Genomic DNA, 20200 nt, shown 5'->3' on the forward strand with positions numbered 1-20200 from the left:
CCGTCCTCCCGGGCTTCACCCTTGTCCGCGTGCTACTTCTCCTGCGCCGGCGGCTTGCGCACGCTCAGGTGCAGCTCCCGCAGCCGGGCCTCGTCCACCTCGCTCGGGGCGCCCATCAGCAGGTCCTGGGCGTTGCCGTTGAGCGGGAAGGCGATGGTCTCGCGGATGTTCGGCTCGTCCGCCAGCAGCATCACGATGCGGTCCACGCCCGGGGCGATCCCGCCGTGCGGCGGGGCGCCGAACTTGAACGCCCGCAGCATGCCGCCGAACTCCCGCTCCACGTCGTCCCGGGAGTAGCCGGCGATGCCGAACGCCTCGTACATCACGTCGGGCTCGTGGTTGCGGATGGCGCCCGAGGACAGCTCGACGCCGTTGCACACGATGTCGTACTGCCAGGCCAGGATGTCCAGCGGGTCCTTGCCGCGCAGCGCCTCCAGGCCGCCCTGCGGCATGGAGAACGGGTTGTGCGAGAACTCGATCTGCCCGGTGTCCTCGTTGCGCTCGAACATCGGGAAGTCGACGACCCAGCAGAACCGGAAGACGCCGTCCTCGAAGTGCCCGGCGCGGCGCGCGGCCTCCACCCGCACCGCGCCCATGATCTTCGAGACCTCCTCGAAGTCACCGGCGCCGAAGAACACGGCGGTGCCCGCGGTGGCGTTCAGCTTGCCGAGCAGGGCGTCGGTGTCGGCCTCGGTGAGGAACTTGGCGATCGGACCGGTGAGCGTACGGCCGTCCTCGCCGACCCGGACCCAGGCCAGGCCCTTGGCGCCCTGGGTGATGGCGTACTCACCGAGCTGGTCGAAGAACTTGCGCGGCTGCCCGGCGGTGTCCGGGACGGCCAGCGCGCGCACGTGCTTGTCGGCGAACGCCTTGAAGCCCGATCCCGCGAAGATCTCCGAGACGTCGGTCAGCTCCAGCCGGGCCCGCAGATCCGGCTTGTCGGAGCCGTACTTGAGCATCGCCTCGCGGTAGGGGATGCGCGGGAAGGGCGAGGTGACGTGGCGCCCGCCGCCGAACTCCTCGAACAGTTCGGTCATCACCTTCTCGATGACCTGGAAGACGTCCTCCTGCTCGACGAAGCTCATCTCGACGTCGAGCTGGTAGAACTCGCCGGGCGAGCGGTCGGCGCGGGCGTCCTCGTCGCGGAAGCAGGGCGCGATCTGGAAGTACCGGTCGAAGCCGGCGATCATCAGCAGCTGCTTGAACTGCTGCGGAGCCTGCGGCAGGGCGTAGAACTTGCCGGCGTGCAGCCGCGAGGGCACCAGGAAGTCGCGCGCGCCCTCGGGGGAGGTGGCGGAGAGGATCGGGGTCGCCAGCTCGGTGAAGTTCTGGGCGGTCATCTTCTGCCGGATGGCGGAGATGACCTGCGAGCGCAGGATGATGTTGCGGTGCATCCGCTCCCGGCGCAGGTCCAGGAAGCGGTACTCCAGGCGGCGTTCCTCGTTCACCCCGTCGTCGGCGTTGATGGTGAACGGGATCTGGTCGGCGGCGCCGAGCACCTCGACCTCGCCGACCTCGACCTCGATCTCGCCGGTGGGCAGCTCGGGGTTGACGTTGTCCGCGCCACGCGCCACGACCGTGCCGTCGACGCGGATCACCGTCTCCTTGGAGAGCGAGCTGAGCTGCTCGTTCACGGCGCTGCCGGGGCGGACGACCAGCTGCACGATGCCGTAGTGGTCGCGCAGGTCGATGAAGAGGATGCCGCCCAGATTGCGGCGATTGTGCAGCCATCCCGACAGTCGGACATCCTTGCCGATGTCCGCGGAGCGCAGCTCGCCGCAGAGGTGGGACCGGTACCTATGCATCATTCATCCAAGTCGTCAACACGTTCCGGGAATGGACCACTCAGACTACCGTCCCGTCCAGGGCCCGGTCACCGCAAAGGGATAAAGCGGTCAAAAGGCAAGAAAGACCGCTTGTCTCCCCTCGGCTCTCCCGTCGGCTCTCCCGTCGTTCAGCGCTTCTCGCGGGTGGCCGGGATGCGCCCCAGCCGTCCGGCCTGGAAGTCGTCGAAGGCCTGGGACAGCTCGGCGTGCGAGTTCATCACGAAGGGTCCGTAGTGGGCCATCGGCTCCCGGATCGGCTGCCCGCCCAGCAGGATGACCTCCAGCGCCGGGGTGTGGGAGTCCTGGCGCTCGTCCGCCCGCAGGGTGAGCGTCTCGCCCTCGGCGCCGAAGACGGCGGTCTGGCCCAGCTCGACCGGGCGCCGCTCGGTGCCCACGGTGCCGCGTCCGGCCAGGACGTAGGCGAGCGCGTTGAAGCCGGGACGCCAGGGCAGCGTCAGCTCGGCGCCGGCCGTGACGGTGGCGTGGATGAGGGTGATGGGGGTGTGGGTGACGCCCGGGCCCTCGTGGCCGTCGAGGTCACCGGCGATCAGGCGCAGCAGGGCGCCGCCGTCGGGGGTGGAGAGCAGCTTGACGTTGCCGCCGCCGATGTCCTGGTAGCGGGGGTTGGTCATCTTGCTTTTGGCGGGGAGGTTGACCCACAGCTGGATGCCGTGGAAGACGCCGCCCGCGAGGACCAGCTCCTCCGGCGGGGCCTCGATGTGCAGCAGGCCGGAGCCCGCGGTCATCCACTGGGTGTCGCCGTCCTTGATGACGCCGCCGCCGCCCTCGGAGTCCTGGTGGACGAAGGTGCCGTCCAGGAGGTACGTGACGGTCTCGAAGCCGCGGTGCGGGTGCCAGGGGGTGCCCTTGGCCTCGCCGGCGGCGTACTCCACCTCGCCCATCTGGTCCATCATGATGAACGGGTCGAGGTGCCGGTAGTTGATGCCCGCGAAGGCGCGGCGGACCGGGAAGCCCTCCCCCTCGAAGCCGGTGGGCGCGGTGGTGACGGTGAGCACCTTGCGGGCCGGCACGGGGGTGTCGCCGGTGGGGGCGGGGGCGGCGACCTTGGGCAGGGTGAGCGGGTTCTCGACGGTGATGGCGGGCATGGCTTACCTCCTCGGCAACGGTCATCAGAATAGTTGAACGATGAACATTCGTCGAGTGGGCGCCCCCGGCGCTGCTTCCGGGTCAGCCGTACATACGGCGCATGGTGTAGTCGACCATCTCGTTCACGGCGGCGGCCTCCAGGACAAGGCGGTGCTCGCCCTCCATGTCCAGCGCGAAGCCGTAGCCGGTGGGCAGCAGGTCCAGCACCTCGCCACCGGTGACCGTGAAGTAGCGCGACTCCTTGCCGGCGTAGCGGCGCAGCTCCCGCAGCGAGGTGAACAGCGGGATGACGGGCTGCTGGGTGTTGTGCAGCGCCAGGAAGCCGGGGGTGTCGCCGCGCGGGCAGTAGATCTTGGCCGCGAGGAAGATGTCGTGGAACTCCTCCGAGGACAGCGCGCCCGAGGTGTACGCGCGCAGGGCGTCGGTGAACGACGGGGGCGCGGGGGCGGCGCCACCGGCGGCGGGGGCCGCGGCGGCCTGCTGCTGTGGCTGGGGCGGCTCGGGGTAGAGCTGCTGCCCGTTGTAGGCGTCCCCGTAGGGCTGCTGCTGCTGACCCTGGTACGGGGTCTGGTCGTAGCCGTACATGCGCAGCAGCCTACTGAGTGAGGAGGGCCCGGTTTCCGCTTGCTTCTTATTACCGGTGGGTAGCATGATGGGAGTTACTGCCCGGTACTGGAGCGAGCTGGAGTCGTCGCCATGGGTCACTACAAGTCGAATCTCCGCGATATCGAGTTCAACCTGTTCGAGGTCCTCGGCCGCGGCTCGGTGTACGGCACCGGGCCGTTCACGGAGGCGGACACCGACACCGCCCGCACCGTCCTGCGGGAGATCGCCCGGCTCGCCGAGAACGAGCTGGCCGCCTCGTACACCGACGGCGACCGCAACCCGCCGGTCTTCGACCCCGCGACGCACACCGCCCCGCTGCCCGAGTCGTTCAAGAAGAGCTACGCCGCCTACATGGACGCCGAGTGGTGGCGGCTGGGCATCGGCGAGGAGCTGGGCGGCACCGTCGCCCCGCGCTCGCTGCTGTGGGGCTTCGCCGAGTTCATCCTCGGTGCCAACCCGGCGATCTGGATGTACGCCTCCGGGCCGGCCTTCGCCTCGATCCTGTACGACGAGGGCACCGAGGAGCAGCGCAAGATCGCCCAGCTGATGGTCGACAAGCAGTGGGCCTCCACCATGGTGCTCACCGAACCGGACGCCGGCTCGGACGTCGGCGCCGGCCGCACCAAGGCGGTGCGCCAGGAGGACGGCAGCTGGCACATCGAGGGCGTCAAGCGCTTCATCACCTCGGGCGAGCACGACCTGAGCGAGAACATCGTCCACTACGTGCTGGCCCGGCCCGAGGGCCACGCGGGCGGCACCAAGGGCCTGTCCCTGTTCATCGTCCCCAAGTACGACTTCGACTGGGAGACCGGCGAGCTGGGCGAGCGCAACGGCGCCTACGCCACGAACGTCGAGCACAAGATGGGCCTGAAGGTCTCCAACACCTGCGAGCTGACCTTCGGCGCGGGCGGAACACCGGCCAAGGGCTGGCTGCTGGGCGAGAAGCACGACGGCATCCGCCAGATGTTCAAGATCATCGAGTTCGCGCGGATGATGGTCGGCACGAAGGCCATCGCGACCCTGTCCACCGGCTACCTGAACGCCCTGGAGTACGCCAAGGACCGCGTACAGGGCCCGGACCTGGCCCGCTTCACGGATAAGACCGCGCCGCGCGTCACCATCACCCACCACCCGGACGTGCGCCGCTCGCTGCTGACGCAGAAGGCGTACGCGGAGGGCATGCGGGCCCTGGTGCTGTACACGGCGAGCGTCCAGGACGGCATCGAGCTCAAGCGCGCGGCGGGCGAGGACGTCGCGGCGGACGAGGCGATCAACGACCTGCTGCTGCCGATCGTGAAGGGGTACGGCTCGGAGCGCTCCTACGAGCAGCTCGCGCAGTCCCTCCAGACCTTCGGCGGGTCCGGCTACCTCCAGGAGTACCCGCTGGAGCAGTACATCCGGGACGCCAAGATCGACACCCTGTACGAGGGCACGACCGCGATCCAGGGGCAGGACTTCTTCTTCCGGAAAATCGTCCGCAACCAGGGCGTGGCGCTGGGCACGGTCTCGGCCGAGATCAAGAAGTTCCTGACCGACGCCCCGGGCGGCGAGGACCTGGCCACCGCCCGCGAACGCCTGACCACGGCCGCCGCCGACCTGGAGGTCATCGCCGGCATCATGCTGACCGACCTCGCGGCCACCGAGAAGGACGTGAAGTCCATCTACAAGGTCGGCCTGAACACCACCGACTTCCTGCTGGCGACGGGCGACGTGGTGGTCGGCTACCTGCTGCTGCGCGGCGCGGCGGTGGCGGCGGAGGCGCTGCCCGGCGCCTCGGCGAAGGACAAGCCGTTCTACGAGGGCAAGATCGCGGCGGCCAAGCACTTCGCGACGACGGTCCTCCCGAAGGTGACGGCGACCCGCACGGCGGCGGAAACGACGGACCCGAGCGTGATGGACCTGGACGAAGCGGCGTTCTGATCCTCCGGCCACGATGACGACTCCGGTCCCCGACACTTACAGGTGTCGGGGACCGGAGTCGTTTCTCGTGCTGTTTCACGATATGCCGGCCGGTATGTCGATCCCTGCCGTGAAGGGGCGTCTAGCGGCTTTCATTCGCGTCGAGGTAATCCAATGAGATCGCGTCCAAATCGGTGACGGGCTGAGGGGAGAGGTGGTCTTCGATATTCTTGTGCAATACCATCCCCTCGCCGACATTGATGAACGGGCCTTCGAGTGTGAACGGGCCTCCCCGTTCGTAGAAGAGAAGCAGCGGTTCGTACGGATCTTCCAGTGCGGGAAGTTCTGCCAGCGTATCCGGAGGAAGGGCTGCCCAGTGGACAGCTCCCCAGCACGTGTTCCTGATGGATCCGCGTGTCACATTCTGGTAGAGGAAGTCCTCCATTTCGGCAGCCAGATCACCGTCGACGTGAATACCGGGTTCGATGGCTTCCCCGAGATCGAAGAACGGCCAGGATTCGGCGGCACCGACCGCTTCTGCCCACTGGGCGGAACGGCGAAGATATTCACGCATGAGTGCCATTCTTGAGCCCGTGTGGTCAAAGGCACCGGTGTCGTCGAGCCAATCGATGGACTTCAGGCGCTCGAAGGCGGATCTCGGGCCCAATTCATGCCTCACTTCAAATTCCATCCCTTCAGGTTCAGGAGCGTCTTGGCGGTCTTCACTATAGCGTCGACATTGGATAGATCTGCAGCGATCTCCATGTGCGCGTGCTCTTCGCCAAAAATCCTTTCCCAGGACCTGAAGTTGCCGTTCACTGGGTTCGGTGCCATCTCATGGGCTCCGAGAAGTTTCGGATCGTGGAAGGGTATTCTTTTTCCGTCCTCGCTCCAGCCGGCGCTGGGATTGTGCGAAATGTATGGCATTCCTGATGCCATCAGGCGGCTCTCAATATATTCATGCGCCATGAGGAATTTAAATTCTCTGAGCTGGGCGGGGGAGATGTTCCCGTCTCTTGCTGCATTCCACATTTCGGCAATGTCATCGCGTGGCGTAAAGGGGCCCCGTTGAAACTCGCCCGGGCCAATGGCAATGTCATGCTGGGATCGGAAGAGATGGCTCTTGACCTGTCGGAGGACAGCTTCGTCAATGCCAGTGTTCTGTGAAATTGCTGGGAGATCCACCTTGTTCGGAGTGCCGCGGATCTCTTCGTAAGCTCTTGCCGCACTCTCCGTGGGTCTCTCGACCCAGCCCGCCCCGCTCCAGCCGGGCTGATCGTGACCACCGGGGGGAACGTTGTGGTCACCGGGCCCTTCGGCCGCCACATTCTCGTTCGCCTCCGCATGGCGCGGACTTTGATGGCCGGTCGAGTCGGAGGCCGTCTCGGTGGGGCCGTCATGGGACCCCCGAGGATCGTCGCTTCCACCGTGTCTGCCTGTGGGCGGTTCGGAATGGCTACTGGACGGCAGATTTCCATCAGCAGCATGCGCAGACGAATGTACGGGGGTGACGTCCGTCTGCGGACGTGGGGCGCCCACCCCGGAGGGCTCGGGGGTGGTGGAGTCCAGGATGGAGCGGTCGCGGGCGGAGATCTCGACCGGGATCTCGTCGGCGGTCTGGATGGTCTGGCCGGTGGGGGATTCCAGGCGGCCGTCCGGGTGGAGGATCGTGCCGTCGTCCCACAGGACCGAGCCGTCCGGCCGGCTCACCGCGTGCTGGCCCGGGGGGAGGGCGTCCATGCTGAAGGGGCCGTTGGACGGGATCACCGAGCCGTTGTCCAGGCGCAGGCCGCCGCCGGGAATCTCGAAGCTGCGGGCCGTGGTCAGGTTCGCCAGCTGGCTGCTGATCTCGCCGAAGCGTGTCATGGTGCTCAGCCCGCGGGTGACGTACGTCATCGGGTCGATGACCGTGCCCACCCGGGCCGCCGCGGCCGTGATGCGGGTCGCCGTGCCCGCTCCGCTCGCCGCCGCCCGGACACCGGCGCCGGCGCCGAAGCTGGCGACCGTCGTCAGGACGTTGAACGTGGTCAGGCCGGCCGCGCGAGCCGGGTCCTCGCTCCACATGTCCCAGGCGACCAGGCCCTTGGCGGTCTCCAGGGTGACGTCCAGGCTGTCGTCCATCCAGTCCTTGACCGCGCCGTCCGGCATCAGGGAGTAGGCCAGCGCGTTCAGCGGGCTGGTGACGATCGCCAGGCCCGTCGCGAGCTGGCCCAGGCCCTTCCAGGACTCCTTGAAGACGTCCCAGCCCTGGAAGCCGAGCAGTCCGCCGAGCCCGGTGATCGTTCCCCAGATCCCGTCGACGATGATGCCGTCCCACACGAAGCTCTTGAGGTGCTGGTCGACGCGGTACCAGGAGTACTCCCGTTCCACCGCGCGGCCCCAGGGCGTCTCACCTGCCTGGGCCATCTCCTCCTCGCTGACGCCGTACATGTGCTCGCCGCCGGAGCCGTCGTCCGTGGTCCACTGCGGGCCGCCCCACAGGGCGTTGATCCGGTTGGCGCAGGACCGCTCGGCGGCCCAGAACTGGGCGACGGTGGTGGAGATGTCCGTGAGGAGTTCGTTGTTGCGGTCGACCTTGGACTCGCTCTTCTTCCAGTCGTCGTCGTTCCGGATGGACTCGACGAACTGTTCCGTCTCGTACCGCAGCCGGTTCAGCCGGCCGACGATCGGGGTGATCTCCTCGTGGTAGTCCCACAGGGCGGAGCGCACCGCCGCCAGATCGTCCGCGAACTCCGCGGCCCGGTCCCGGGCCGGTCCCGTGGTGGCGAAGAGCTGTTCCGCCTCGGGGGCGGTGTAGAAGGAGGACAGGCCCTGGAATTCGTCGTGGACGTCCGAGCCGATGCCGCGGATGCCCGACTCGGCCGCGTCCAGGCCCATGCAGTCGGCCGCCAGCATGGACAGGTTGCCGGTGAACTCGGGGATGCCGGAGGGGTCGACCCGCTCCACTTCGTCGCTCATCGGACCTACACCGGTCCGTTGGGGTCTTCGCCCGGCGCGCGCAGGTCGAGCACGGGGGCGCGCAGTGCCAGGCGCTGGGCCTCGGCGGCCATCGCCTCGTCGCCCTCCAGATAGGCCACGGCGGCGTTGTAGGCGCCTTCCAGCGACTTGCCGATGCGCGCGCCGATGTACATCACATCGCCGCGGGTGTTCTCGGCGAACTGTGACAGCGCCAGGCCGACGAGGCCGATGCCCTCACCCTCGCCGCCCCCGCCGCCGCCCCCGAACGACAGCGTGCCGGCCGATGCCGCCGCGCTCTCCAGGGTCGAGCCGTAGTGCTCGCCCCACCCCTCCAGATCCGAGGCCCGTTCGCCGGCCGCCTCCAGGACGCCCTGCACGCCCTCCGGATCGATGTCCCACCCCGTCATCCCCGTCGTCCCCTCCCTGAGCCGGGTCAGCCGATGCCGTCCACCGCGCCCTGTGCGCGGCGCAGCGTGTTCTGCGCGGTGCCGTCGTTGTTCTCCAGCGTCGACTTGAGCAGGCCGATGATGGTGCGGACTTCCTCCGCCGCCGTGTTCCAGCGCTGTTCCGCGCCGTGGTACTGCTCCGAGACCCCGTCGGCCTGGAAGTCGGCCATGGCGTTCTTCACGTGGCCGTCGCGGGCGCTGATCACCTGCTCCAACTGCTGGATGACGCCGTGGATGTTGGTCTGCGCCTCCCCCGAGGCGTTGACGTCGTACCCGATCCTGTCGTTGCTCATCCCGCCCCCTGTCAGCGGCCCGAGAAGCGGGCGCCGTCGAAGTTGGCCGCCGACATCGCCTGCCGGGCGTTGTCGGAGGCTTCCTGGTCACCGGTACGGAACGCCTCGTCCATGCCGGCCTGGCCCCCGAGGATCGCGCTCAGCGCGCCGTTCAGCTCCGCGGAGATCTCGGTGGAGCGGGCCTTGAAGGCGTCGAAGGCGGCCTTGCCTCCCCCGCTGAACTTGCCTTCCAGTGGTTCCGCCGCCGCGATCAGCTGCTGGATGAGCGTGCCCAGATCCGTGCTGGCACCCTGCGACTGCTGACGCAGCGTCGACAGCACCTGATTGCCCATGTCGAACTTCATGCCCATGGTCCGGCTCCCCTCCCCTGAGTCCGTGTACGGGTGATGACGTTCCGTCTGCCGGAATGGTTCCCCGGATGTGACGCTCTGATCATGGCACGTGTCCGTACGGGATCGTAGGGTGGTGAGCGGAGTGGGAGGGGGGACGGCGTGGCTCGGGATTATGACAGTCAGTTGCTGGAGTCGGTGTCCGTGCGGCGCCGACGGCTGCGGGACGCCCTGCTGTTCGGAGGACAGCGCGTCCGGATGACCCTGGACGAGAACCTGGGGAAGAGCGTCGGCGGGATCGTGCTGGGCGCCGTGCTGTGTGCCGGCTGCGTGGGATGGTCGTTCCTCTCCGGGCGGATGGGGTCGGGCTCGTGGTGAGCCGGGTGACGCTGGTCGGGGACCGGCGGCGGATCGATCTGGTGCTGCCGGCCGAGGACCCGATCGGGGAGTTGCTGCCCGATGTGCTGCGGCTGCTGGGGGAACGGCCCGGCCGTACCCCCGCGTTGCGGCGGCTGGTCACCTCCGACGGCGCCGTGCTCGCCCAGGACGACACGCTCGCCTCGGCGGGCGTCGCCGACGGCGCGGTGCTGCGGCTGGTCCGGGAGCAGGAGACACCGGCCGCCCCGGTGGTGCACGACGTCACCGATGAGGTGGCCGAGGATCTGGATCTGCGGCGCGGGAGATGGGACGCGTCGGTCCGCGCACTGAGCGTCGGCGGGTTCTCGCTGCTGCTCGCGCTCGTCGCCGTCACCCTCGCGACCGCGTGGTACGGGACCGACCGGGTCGGCGGGTGGATCGTCCTGGCCGCCGTGGGCGCGGCGGCCGCCAGCGGGCCGGCCGTGTGGCTCAGGGCCCGGGAGCTGGGGACGGCGCTGATCCTGCTGGGTGGCGTGCTCGGGGTGTACGGGGCGCTGGTCATGACCTGGTCGCACAGCGGTGCCGTGCGGCTCGCCGCCGCGGGGGCCGCCGCGGTCGTCGTGCTGGCGCTGCTCGGTGCCCTCACCCCGCTGGGCCGGGGCGGGCTGGTCGGTGCCGTCGCGGTCGCGGTGATCGTCGGCGTCTGGGAGGTGGGGGCCCTGCTCATCGGCGGGGCGAGGACCGGGGTGCTGCTGGGGGTGATCTCCGTGCTGGCACTGGGTTTTCTGCCGAGGTTCGCGATGATGGCGGCCGGGCTGACGCGGCTGGACGATCAGCGTTCGGGCAGCATCTCGGTCAGCCGGTACCGGGTGGACACCGCGCTGTCCGCCACCCACCGCGGTCTCGCCCTGGCCACCGTGGCCATCGCGGCCTCGGCCGCTGCCGCCGGATGGCTGGCGGTCGGCGAGGTCAGCGGCTGGACGGTGGCGGTCACGGCGCTGCTCGGCATCATTCTGCTCTCCCGTGCCCGGGCCTTCCCGCTCGCCGTCGAGGTCCTCGCGCTGCTGACCGCCGGGGCCGTGCTGTGGGTACGGCTGATCGTGCTGTGGGCGCAGACCCCCGATCAGTCCGCGGCGTGGCCACTGGTGGTCCTCGGGGCATCGGCCGTACTGCCGCTGGCCCTGCTGGTCGCCCGGCCGCCCGACCATGTACGGGTCCGGCTGCGGCGGTTGACGAACGGCATCGAATCGGTCGCGGTGGTGGCCCTGATACCGGTGGCCCTGGGCGCGTTCGGTGTGTACGGCCGGCTGCTCGACACGTTCTGACACAGGGAAGGGGAGGCGGTGATGTCCGCACCGGTACCGGGGGATTGGCAGCGGGATGTCTTTCAGGAGTTGGGCGGGGTGGCGGCCGAAGCGGTGCCGCCCGGCCCGGAGCCTCCGGCCGTGCCCGCGCCGCCGGCCGCCGATCGGCCTGTCGCCGCAGCGGCTCTTCCGCCCCCCGCGCCCGTCTCCGTACCCGTGGTGATGCCCGCGGTACAGCGCGCGGGGCAGCGTGCCCGGCACGGTGATCCGCTGGGCCGGCGAGCCGTGCGGGCGCTGCGCGACGGGCTGTCGTCCACCGCGCGGGACACCGAGGAGGCCACCCGGCTGGCCAGGTCCGTGCAGCAGCCCATCACCACCGGGCGGCAGATCGCGGTCACCAGCATCCGCGGTGGTGCGGGGAAGTCCACGGTGGCGGCGCTGCTCGGGCTGACCTTCGCGCACTACCGCGCCGACCCGGTGCTCGCCATCGAGGCCGACCCGGCGCTGGGCACCCTGCCGCGGCTGCTGGGCGCCAGCGAGGTCCGCTGGACGTTCCACGACCTGGCGCGGATCCTCGACCCCTCCATGCGGGTCACCGATGTGACGGGCTATCTGCTGCCCTACGCGGGCGGTGGCTGGCTGCTGCCCGGCAGCCAGGGTGCCGTCGGGGCCCAGCTCGACATCGACTCCTACCGGATCGTGATGACCTCGCTGCGGCGCTGGTTCGGCACCACCGTCGTGGACTGCGAGACGCTGCCCGCCGAGGTCGCCAGGACGGCGCTGACCACCACCCAGGCGCGGGTGCTGGTCGCTCCGGCCACCGCCGCCGGGGTGGCCACCACCCGTACCGTCCTGGACTGGATCGGCGGGCTGCACCGCAGCATGCTGCCCACCACGGTGGTGGCGCTCGCGCACACCTCCCCCGGCATGGGCGTCGATGCCCGCAGGGCCGCCGAGTATCTGGGCGTGGGCGGCGCCGCCGTCGTCCCGTTGCCCTACGACCGGGCGCTGGCGGAGGGCGGGGAGGTGCGCACCGAACTGCTCGCGCGCGCGACGCGACAGGCCGCGCTCGGGCTCGCCGCCGAGGTCATGGACCGGGCCATGTCCCGAGGGCGGGGCGGAGCGAGGGGCGGCGGGACGGCCGCCGGGGTGGGCAGATGAGCAACCGGCAGGTGCACCGGCCGGCGCGTACCACCCGTCCGCTGCCCGAGCCCGCCGAGCGGGTCATCGAGGCGCCGCCCAACCTCCCCGAGGGCAAGACGGGTTCGGCCGTCACCTCGCTGCTGCCGCTGGCCGGGATGATGGGCTCGATGGCGATGATGACCATCGTCCGCAGCAGCCAGTTCGCCGTGATCGGCGCCGTGGTGCTGGTGATCGCGTTGGTCGGCGGCATCGGGCTGCTGTTCTCCCAGCGCGGGCGGGCCCAGCGAACGCGGCGTACCCAGCGCGAGCGCTACCTGGAGTACCTGGAGGAACTGCGCGAGGAGCTGAGCGCCGAGGACCGCGCCCGCCGGAGCGCGGCCCGGGTGCTGTCCCCCGCCCCCGAGGCCCTGTACGACGTGGTGGCCGATCCCGCGCGGCTGTGGGAGCGGCGCCGCGGTGACCGTGACTTCCTGCGCGTCCGGCTGGGCACCGGCCAGGTGCCGGTCCGGGCGCTGCGCCTGGAGACCAAGAGCGGCTCGGTGCTCACTCCACCGGACCGGTTCATGATCAATGAGGCCGCCGGGCTGCGTGAACGCTTCAGCACCGCCCCCGAGATGCCGCTGACCGTGCCGCTGGACCGGGCGGGCCACGTCAGTGTCGTGGGGGAGCGGGACGATGTGCTGGCCGTGGTGCGGACGCTGCTCGCCCAGACCGCCGTCGGCCATGCCCCGGACGACGTGGCGCTCGCCCTGGCCGTCCCGCGTGAGCGGCTGGCCGACTGGGCGTGGCTGAAGTGGCTGCCGCACATCCTGGACAGCGAGGAGCACGACGGGCCCGTACCCGCCCGGCGGATCGCCCCCGGGCTGCCGGAGCTGGCGCGTGCGCTCGGCGGCGAGCTGCGGCAGCGGGCCACCTTCGCCGCCGAGGTACGGCGCGGGCTGGCCGGGCGGGAGGCGCTGCGGCAGGCGAAGCGGATGGTCGTGGTGGCCGACGGCTACGGCGGCACCGCGGGTGAGCTGGCCCGGCCCGATGACGCGGTGTCGCTCACCGACATGGGCATCACCGTGCTCTACCCGCTCGCCGAACGCACCGACGAACCCGGGCAGGTGTCCGTACGGATCACCGTCGCCCGGGACGACGCCGGCGAGCCGGCCGTCTCCGTCGAGGACCTGCGGGGGGAGGAGCCGGTCACGCTCACCGGAACCCTGAACGAGGTCACCGCCGCCGGGGCGGCCGGTCTGGCCCGGATGCTGGCTCCGCTGCGGCTCACCCCCGAGTCGGCCGCGTCCGGCGCCCCGCTCTCGGGCCCCGTGGACTTCGGCGACCAGCTGGGCGTCGAGGACCCGGGGGCGCTCGACCTGGACCGGCTGTGGGCGCCGCGCCGCGGCGACCAGGCGTTCCTGCGGGTGCCGATCGGCCTGGGCGACACCCGGGAGCCCGTGCTGCTCGACCTGAAGGAGTCCGCCGAACTCGGCATGGGCCCGCACGGTCTGTGCGTCGGGGCAACGGGGTCGGGCAAGAGCGAGCTGCTGCGCACCCTGGTCCTGGCGCTGGTCGCCACGCATCCGCCGGACGATCTGGCGATGGTGCTGGTGGACTACAAGGGCGGCGCCACCTTCGCGCCGTTCGCTCCGCTGCCGCATGTCGCCGGGGTCATCACCAACCTGGAGAACAAGGCGGGGCTGGTCGAGCGCGTGCACGCCAGTCTGGCCGGCGAGGTGCAGCGCCGCCAGCAGGTGCTCAAGCGGGCCGGAGAGCTGCCCGACATCGCCGCCTACGCCGCCGCCCGCGAGGAGCGCCCCGAACTGGAGCCGCTGCCCCACCTGTTCGTCGTCATCGACGAGTTCGGCGAACTCCTTACCGCCAAGCCCGACTTCATCGACCTGTTTCTGTCGATCGGGCGGATCGGGCGGTCCATCGGCGTCCATCTGCTGCTCTCCAGCCAGCGCATCGAAAGCGGCAAGCTCAAGGGCCTGGACACCTACCTCTCCTACCGGCTGGGACTGCGCACGTTCTCCCCGGAGGAGTCACGGACCGTCCTGGACACCCCGGACGCCTTCCACCTGCCGCCCCTCCCCGGTTTCGGCTACCTCAAGGTCGACACCAGCGCGTACGACCGTTTCAAGGCCAGTTACGTGTCCGGGCCCTACCAGCGGCCGGTGCGGCAGGAGAGGGCGTCGCGGGACGACGGGCCCAGGGCCCTGCCGTACCCGGCCTACAACACGCTCGGCCAGGACGGGGCGAAGGACGGCGACGAGCCCGCGGCACCCGCCCCCGCCCGGCGCACCGCCGGCCCCAGCCTGCTGGCCACCGTCGTGGACCAGCTCAGGCAGGCGGCCCCGCCCGTGGCGCAGATCTGGCTGCCCCCGTTGCCGGCCGCGCTCCCGCTCGACGCGGTCGCCGGGCCGCTGGAGGCCGGTGACCCGGCCACCCGGGGGCTGCGCTTCTCCCGGCCCCCGGCGGGCGGCGCCCTGCGCGTCCCGCTCGGGCTGCTGGATGACCCCGGCAAACAGTGGCAGGGCCAGTGGGTCCTGGACCTCACCCGCGCCGGCGGGCACGCGGCGATCATCGGTGGCCCGCAGTCGGGCAAGACCACCCTGCTGCGCACCCTGATGCTCTCCCTGGCCCTGGGCCACACTCCGCACCAGGCCGCCGTCTACGGACTGGACCTGGTCGGCGGAGGACTGGCGACGATGGCCGGGCTGCCGCACACCGGAGGGGTCGCGGGCCGGGCCGACCGGGAACGGGCCGCGCGCACCGTCGAGGAGATCCGCACGATGCTGACGGCCCGCGAGGAGCTGTTCCGCGAGCACGGCATCGACTCGATCGACCATCTGCGGCGGCTGCGCGCGGCCGGCGGCTTCCCCGAACTGGGCTCCACCGACATCGTGCTCGTCATCGACGGCTTCGGCGAACTGCGGGAGGAGTTCTCCGACCTGGAGGACACCATCGGCGAACTGCTGCGGCGCGGCGGCGGGTACGGCATCCACGTGGTGGCCGCGATGCTGCGCTGGAACGACGCGCGCCTGGCCGTCCAGTCCACCTTCGGCACCCGCGTCGAACTGCGGCTGAACGACCCCGGCGACAGCGGCATCGAACGCCGCCTCGCCCAGACCCTGAGCGCCGACGAGCCGGGCCGGGTGCTGACCGACGGCAAGCTGTTCGCGCACGCCGCGCTCCCCCGGATCGACGCCAGGGCCGACGACACCGACCTGGGCGCCGCCGTCGAACGCGCCGTGAGCGCCGTGCGGGCCGCCTGGTCGGGGCCGGGCGCGCCGCCGGTACGGGTCCTGCCCACCCGGCTGCCCGCACGCCGGCTGCCCGGTCTGGCCGCCGAGCCGCTGCGCGTGCCGATCGGCCTGGACCAGAACGCGCTGCGCCCGCTGCCGCTCGATCTCTTCGAGCGCGATCAGCATCTGCTGGTCCTCGGCGACAGCGAGTGCGGCAAGACCAACCTGCTGAAGCTGATCGTGGACGGCCTGGTGGAGCGGTACGGCGACGAGGAGCTGGTGTTCGCGGTGATGGATCCGCGGCGCGGGCTGCACAGCGCCGTTCCCGAGCCGTACCGGGGCGGCTACGCGCACAACGCCCGGCTGGCGGCGGCGCTGTCCGCCGGGATCGCCGGGGAACTCGACAAGCGGATGCCGGACGACACGCTGTCGCCGGAGGCCCTGGCGGCGGGCGGCGCGGTGCCGGGCGGGCCACGGATCGTGGTCGTCGTCGACGACTACGACATCCTCACCACCGCGCGCCAGCAGCCGCTCGACCCGTTCGTCCCCTACCTCTCCTCGGCACAGGACATCGGGCTGCACTTCGTGGTGACCCGGCGGGTGGCCGGGGCGTCCCGGGCGATGTACGAGCCGTTCCTGATGACGCTGCGGGAGAGCGGCACCTCGGCGCTGGTGATGACCGGCGACCGTTCCGAGGGCCAGCTGTTCCCCGGCCTCTACGCCAAGGCCCAGCCGCCGGGGCGCGGCACGTTCGTACGCCGCGGGGAGCCGCACCGGCTCGTGCAGACCGCGCTGGCCCGCGAACCGGAGCAGCGGTGACCACCGCGCAGGGGGAGGAAGAGTGACGACGGACGTCATCGCGCTCACCGAGCGGATGCCCGACCCGTGGAGTGTGGTGGCCAGCCTGATGGCCGGCGGCCCCGACACGCTGCTGTCGGCCGAGCGGGCGGAGGGGGCGCTGCTCCAGCTCTGCGACGAGCGGGGCAGGCCGGTGGTGTCGGTGGAGACGCCGATGCTGGTGCGGCTGCCGGGCGAGGTGGCCCGGCTGCTGGGACCGGAGGCGGCCGTGAGCGGTCCGGTGTGGTGGACGGAGGTGCGGGCCGCCACCGGTGCGCCGCGGGCGCCGGAGCTGGCCGGGGTCATCGCCGCCCGGCTGGCGCGCCGTCTCGGCGGCACGGTGTGGCCCCGGGGGGCGGTGCCGCCCGACGGCGGCGAGGCCCCGGTGACCGGCGTGGTCGGCGCGACGGCCCCGGCCGCGGCGCAGCCCGCGGTGGACGTGCTGACGGACAGCGCGGCCGTCGTCATCCAGGAGCGGCCGCTGGTGGCGGCGACGGCCTGGCTGGGCGACGCGCTGCGGGCGGCGCAGGCCGCGGGACGGGCGCTGCAGATCGTGACTCCGCGCGGTGCCCGGCTGTCCCTGCCGATGCGTTCGCTGCTGGGCGGGCTGCCCAACCGGTGGGTGGTGCAGGACGGCGCCGGGGGCACCTCCCGGGCTGAGCCTGGGGGAGGGTACTACGACGGGCTGTCCGGGTCCGTACTGCGCTGGCAGAACGGGGCGTTCGCCGCGACCGGCACCCCGGCGCCGCAGTTCCTGGACGGGGTGCCGCGGGCGGCGGTGAGCGAGGAGGGGCAGTTGCTGCTCACCTTCACCACCCGGCGGCCCGCCGAACGGGAACTGCTGCTGGGCGGGCCGCTGGAGACGGTGTGGCGGGTGCTGACGGGCGGACCGCCCGCGGGGTGGGGGACCTGCGAGCCGGCGGCGCTTCCGTGGTCGCGGGAGGAACTGACCGACCTGGTACGGGCCCGGGCGCCGGAGCCGACCTGGCTGGTGGTCGTGGGGCATCCCGAGAGTGCGGCGGCGATCGCCACCCTGCGGGTGCGGATCACCACGGGCGGGGTGGAGGAGGAGGTCACCTTCGCGCTCGGGCGTGCGGGCGAGGCCCCCGCCGAGGTGCCCGGCCTGCCCGAGCTGGCCGGGGCGCTGTCCGCCCGGTACGGCCTGGTGTCGCTGCTGGCGCAGCACCGCCGGGCCCGTGCCGATCTCGCGGTGCCCGCCCAACTGGAGGCCGGGCCCGCGCCGCTGGCGTTCGCGCTCGGGGCGGACGACGTGCACCGCATCGGGCTGCCGCACGCGCTGCGCCCGCCCGTGTCCACCACCCCCGTACGGCTGGACCCGGCGGAGCGGCCCGGGCTGTACTACCCGGTCCCGGACGGCGACTGGCAGGCGTTCCAGCACCTCATGGCGCATCTGCACAGTGCCGACCCGGCGCGGGGGCGGGCGGCGGCCGGCGGCTGACGGTCGGGGCCGGGCCGGACACGGGCGGCGGGGGAGGTGTCCGTCGTGCGTGCTCTCGGCGGAAGGTGGCATTCGGGGGATTCGTATGCTGAGGGGTATGAGTTCTTCGCCTTCTTCGTCCAGACCCTTCGATCTCGCGCACACCGACGACCTCATGGGGTTCCTCGCCGCGACGCCCTCGCCGTACCACGCGGTGGCCAATGCCGCGCAGCGGCTGGAGAAGGCCGGGTTCCGGCAGGTCGCGGAGGAGGCCGCCTGGGACGGGGAGAGCGGGGGGAAGTTCGTCGCCCGGGGCGGGGCGATCATCGCCTGGTACGTGCCCGAGGGCGCCACGCCCGCCACCCCGTACCGGATCGTCGGCGCGCACACCGACTCGCCGAACCTGCGGGTCAAGCCGGTGCCGGACAGCGGGCGGCACGGCTGGAAGCAGATCGCCGTCGAGGTGTACGGCGGCACGCTGCTCAACACCTGGCTCGACCGTGACCTGGGCCTGTCCGGGCGGCTGTCGCTGCGCGGCGGCGGCAGCGTGCTGGTGCACGTGGACCGGGCGCTGCTGCGGGTGCCGCAGCTGGCCATCCACCTGGACCGCGGTGTCAACGACGGGCTCAAGCTCGACCGGCAGCAGCACATGACCCCCCTGTGGGGCCTGGGCGAGCCGCGTGAGGGCGAGCTGATCGAGTTCCTCGCCGCCGAGGCCGGCGTCGAGGCCGGGCAGGTCGCCGGGTGGGACCTGATGGCGCACAGCGTCGAGGCGCCCGCCTATCTCGGCAAGGACCGCGAGCTGGTGGCCGGGCCGCGGATGGACAATCTGCTGTCCGTGCACGCCGGGGTCGCCGCGCTCGTCGCCGCCGCCGGGGCGGAGCCCACCGCCATCCCGGTGTTCGCCGCCTTCGACCACGAGGAGTGCGGCAGCGAGTCGGACACCGGGGCGGGCGGTCCGCTGCTCGGTTCGGTGCTGGAGCGCTCGGTCTACGCGCGGGGAGGAACGCCCGAGGACCGGGCGCGGGCGCTGGCGGGCACGTTCTGCCTGTCCTCGGACACCGGGCACGCCGTCCACCCCAACTACGCCGAGCGGCACGAGCCGGGCCACCACCCCATGCCGGGCGCGGGGCCGATCCTCAAGGTGAACGTCAACCAGCGGTACGCCACGGACGGCCGCGGCCGGGCCGTGTTCGCCGAGGCCTGCGAGCGGGCGGGGGTGCCGTGGCAGACGTTCGTGTCCAACAACGCCGTGCCGTGCGGCACCACCATCGGGCCGATCACCGCGGCCCGGCACGGCATCAGCACCGTCGACATCGGGGTGGCGATCCTGTCCATGCACTCCGCGCGCGAGCTGTGCGGCGCCGCCGACCCGTACCTGCTGGCGAACACCATGACGTCCTTCCTGGGGCACTGAGTCCGCCGCCACGGGGACGGGAAGCGGGCCCGGTCCGCATCACGGTGCGGACCGGCCCCGGCAACCCCTCGAACTGACAGGCGTTCGCACCCTAGGATTTGACTCACTCAAGGCATTCACCGGTCCCGCGCGAGCGGCGTACCGTGTGAATACTCCAAGCGACGATCGCCACGAGGGGCCCCGTGACCGTGCATCCCAGCCTGCAAACGTCCATCGATGCCTGGACCCAGTCGATCGAGGCGATATCCGAGCTGGCATCGGAGCTGGTGGGCGGGGAGTGGAATCGCGCCACCGAATGCCCCGGCTGGTCCGTGCGGGACGTCATCTCGCACGTCATCGGCAGCGAGTGCGAGGCGCTCGGCGACCCGCGCCCCATCCACTCCCTGCCGCGCGACCTCTACCACGTACGCAGTGAGGCGGGGCGTTACACCGAGGTGCAGGTGGATGTCCGCCGCCACCACACCGGTCCGGAGATGACCAGCGAGCTGGAGTACACGATCATCCGCCGCTCCCGGCAGCTGCGGAACGAGAAGCGCGACCCGGGGCACGAGCTGTCGCACCCCGTGCTGGGCGACATGACGCTGGAGACGTTCCTGAAGGTGCGCGCCTTCGACGTGTGGGTGCACGAGCAGGATCTGCGCCGCGCGCTCGGCAAGCCGGGCAACCTCGCCACGGACGCCGCGGTCATCAGCCGCGACGTGCTGCTCGGCATGCTCCCGAAGGTCGTCGCCCACGACGCGCAGGCGCCGAAGAAGTCGGCCGTGGTTTTCGACGTGCACGGGCCGGTGGAGTTCCTGCGGACGGTCCGGGTCGACGAGGAGGGCCAGGGTTCGGTGGACCGCAGTCCCTCGCTGGGCCCGGTCGTCACCTTCACGCTCGACTGGGAGACGTACTTCCGGCTGGCCTGCGGCCGTACCCGGGCCCGCCGGGTCGCCGACAAGGTGAAGATCGAGGGCGACGAGGAGCTGGCGGGGCGGATTCTCGCCAACTTCTCGGTCACCACCTGACCC

Annotated in this window: 16 protein-coding genes; 8 read left to right on the forward strand and 8 right to left on the reverse strand. The window is 71.3% G+C overall.

Annotation, left to right across the window (positions count from 1 at the left end):
* Positions 1–32: 32 nt before the first annotated feature.
* The 3 genes from aspS to ACTFAP_RS14540 form a co-directional block, all read right to left on the reverse strand.
* Positions 33–1805 carry an aspartate--tRNA ligase gene (aspS, locus tag ACTFAP_RS14530; RefSeq protein WP_436979881.1) on the reverse strand — a complete coding sequence of 591 codons (1773 nt, stop codon included), beginning with the start codon at positions 1803–1805 and terminating at the stop codon, positions 33–35.
* Positions 1806–1954: 149 nt separating this feature from the next.
* Positions 1955–2932 carry a pirin family protein gene (locus ACTFAP_RS14535; protein ID WP_500466513.1) on the reverse strand — a complete coding sequence of 326 codons (978 nt, stop codon included), beginning with the start codon at positions 2930–2932 and terminating at the stop codon, positions 1955–1957.
* A gap of 82 nt (positions 2933–3014) precedes the next feature.
* Positions 3015–3518, reverse strand: coding sequence for an SseB family protein (locus ACTFAP_RS14540; RefSeq protein ID WP_390115724.1), 504 nt, complete (start codon positions 3516–3518; stop codon positions 3015–3017).
* A gap of 111 nt (positions 3519–3629) precedes the next feature.
* Here ACTFAP_RS14540 and ACTFAP_RS14545 point away from each other — a divergent pair, with 111 nt between their 5' ends.
* Entirely contained in the window at positions 3630–5459 is a 1830-nt protein-coding gene (locus ACTFAP_RS14545) for an acyl-CoA dehydrogenase (protein ID WP_500466514.1), read from the forward strand.
* Positions 5460–5580: 121 nt separating this feature from the next.
* Here the strand turns inward: ACTFAP_RS14545 and ACTFAP_RS14550 are convergent, their stop codons facing one another.
* The 5 genes from ACTFAP_RS14550 to ACTFAP_RS14570 form a co-directional block, all read right to left on the reverse strand.
* Positions 5581–6129 carry a hypothetical protein gene (locus tag ACTFAP_RS14550; RefSeq protein ID WP_500466515.1) on the reverse strand — a complete coding sequence of 183 codons (549 nt, stop codon included), beginning with the start codon at positions 6127–6129 and terminating at the stop codon, positions 5581–5583.
* Positions 6114–8333: a hypothetical protein gene (locus ACTFAP_RS14555; protein ID WP_500466516.1), complete on the reverse strand. Its 2220-nt coding sequence runs from the start codon at positions 8331–8333 to the stop codon at positions 6114–6116. The genes ACTFAP_RS14550 and ACTFAP_RS14555 overlap by 16 nt, the downstream gene beginning before the upstream one ends.
* Before the next feature lie 68 nt (positions 8334–8401).
* The gene (locus ACTFAP_RS14560; protein ID WP_500466517.1) at positions 8402–8803 is read right to left on the reverse strand and encodes a DUF6507 family protein; all 402 of its coding nucleotides are present in this window, start codon (positions 8801–8803) and stop codon (positions 8402–8404) included.
* Positions 8804–8829: 26 nt separating this feature from the next.
* A complete protein-coding gene (locus ACTFAP_RS14565; RefSeq protein ID WP_030732761.1) occupies positions 8830–9135 on the reverse strand; it encodes a pore-forming ESAT-6 family protein in 306 nt (101 codons plus the stop codon).
* 11 nt (positions 9136–9146) lie between these two features.
* A complete protein-coding gene (locus ACTFAP_RS14570) occupies positions 9147–9479 on the reverse strand; it encodes a hypothetical protein (RefSeq protein ID WP_390116126.1) in 333 nt (110 codons plus the stop codon).
* A gap of 147 nt (positions 9480–9626) precedes the next feature.
* Between ACTFAP_RS14570 and ACTFAP_RS14575 the strand changes: the two genes are divergently transcribed.
* From ACTFAP_RS14575 to ACTFAP_RS14605, 7 genes are all read left to right on the forward strand, one after another.
* Entirely contained in the window at positions 9627–9842 is a 216-nt protein-coding gene (locus tag ACTFAP_RS14575; RefSeq protein WP_030732764.1) for a hypothetical protein, read from the forward strand.
* On the forward strand, positions 9800–11146 hold the full coding sequence (eccD, locus tag ACTFAP_RS14580; RefSeq protein ID WP_495681040.1) for a type VII secretion integral membrane protein EccD: 1347 nt from the start codon (positions 9800–9802) through the stop codon (positions 11144–11146). The genes ACTFAP_RS14575 and eccD overlap by 43 nt, the downstream gene beginning before the upstream one ends.
* A 201-nt stretch (positions 11147–11347) precedes the next feature.
* A complete protein-coding gene (locus ACTFAP_RS14585; protein WP_500466518.1) occupies positions 11348–12286 on the forward strand; it encodes a CpaE/TadZ family protein in 939 nt (312 codons plus the stop codon).
* Positions 12283–16317: a type VII secretion protein EccCa gene (eccCa, locus tag ACTFAP_RS14590; protein ID WP_500466519.1), complete on the forward strand. Its 4035-nt coding sequence runs from the start codon at positions 12283–12285 to the stop codon at positions 16315–16317. The genes ACTFAP_RS14585 and eccCa overlap by 4 nt, the downstream gene beginning before the upstream one ends.
* Positions 16318–16339: 22 nt before the next feature.
* Positions 16340–17794: a DUF6177 family protein gene (locus tag ACTFAP_RS14595; RefSeq protein ID WP_500466520.1), complete on the forward strand. Its 1455-nt coding sequence runs from the start codon at positions 16340–16342 to the stop codon at positions 17792–17794.
* A 97-nt stretch (positions 17795–17891) separates the two neighbouring features.
* Entirely contained in the window at positions 17892–19190 is a 1299-nt protein-coding gene (locus tag ACTFAP_RS14600; RefSeq protein ID WP_495681044.1) for a M18 family aminopeptidase, read from the forward strand.
* Positions 19191–19372: 182 nt separating this feature from the next.
* Positions 19373–20197, forward strand: a complete 825-nt coding sequence (locus ACTFAP_RS14605) for a maleylpyruvate isomerase family mycothiol-dependent enzyme (protein ID WP_500466521.1) — start codon at positions 19373–19375, stop codon at positions 20195–20197.
* The last annotated feature ends 3 nt before the right edge of the window (positions 20198–20200 follow it).

Source organism: Streptomyces sp. PH9007 (genome assembly GCF_059813725.1).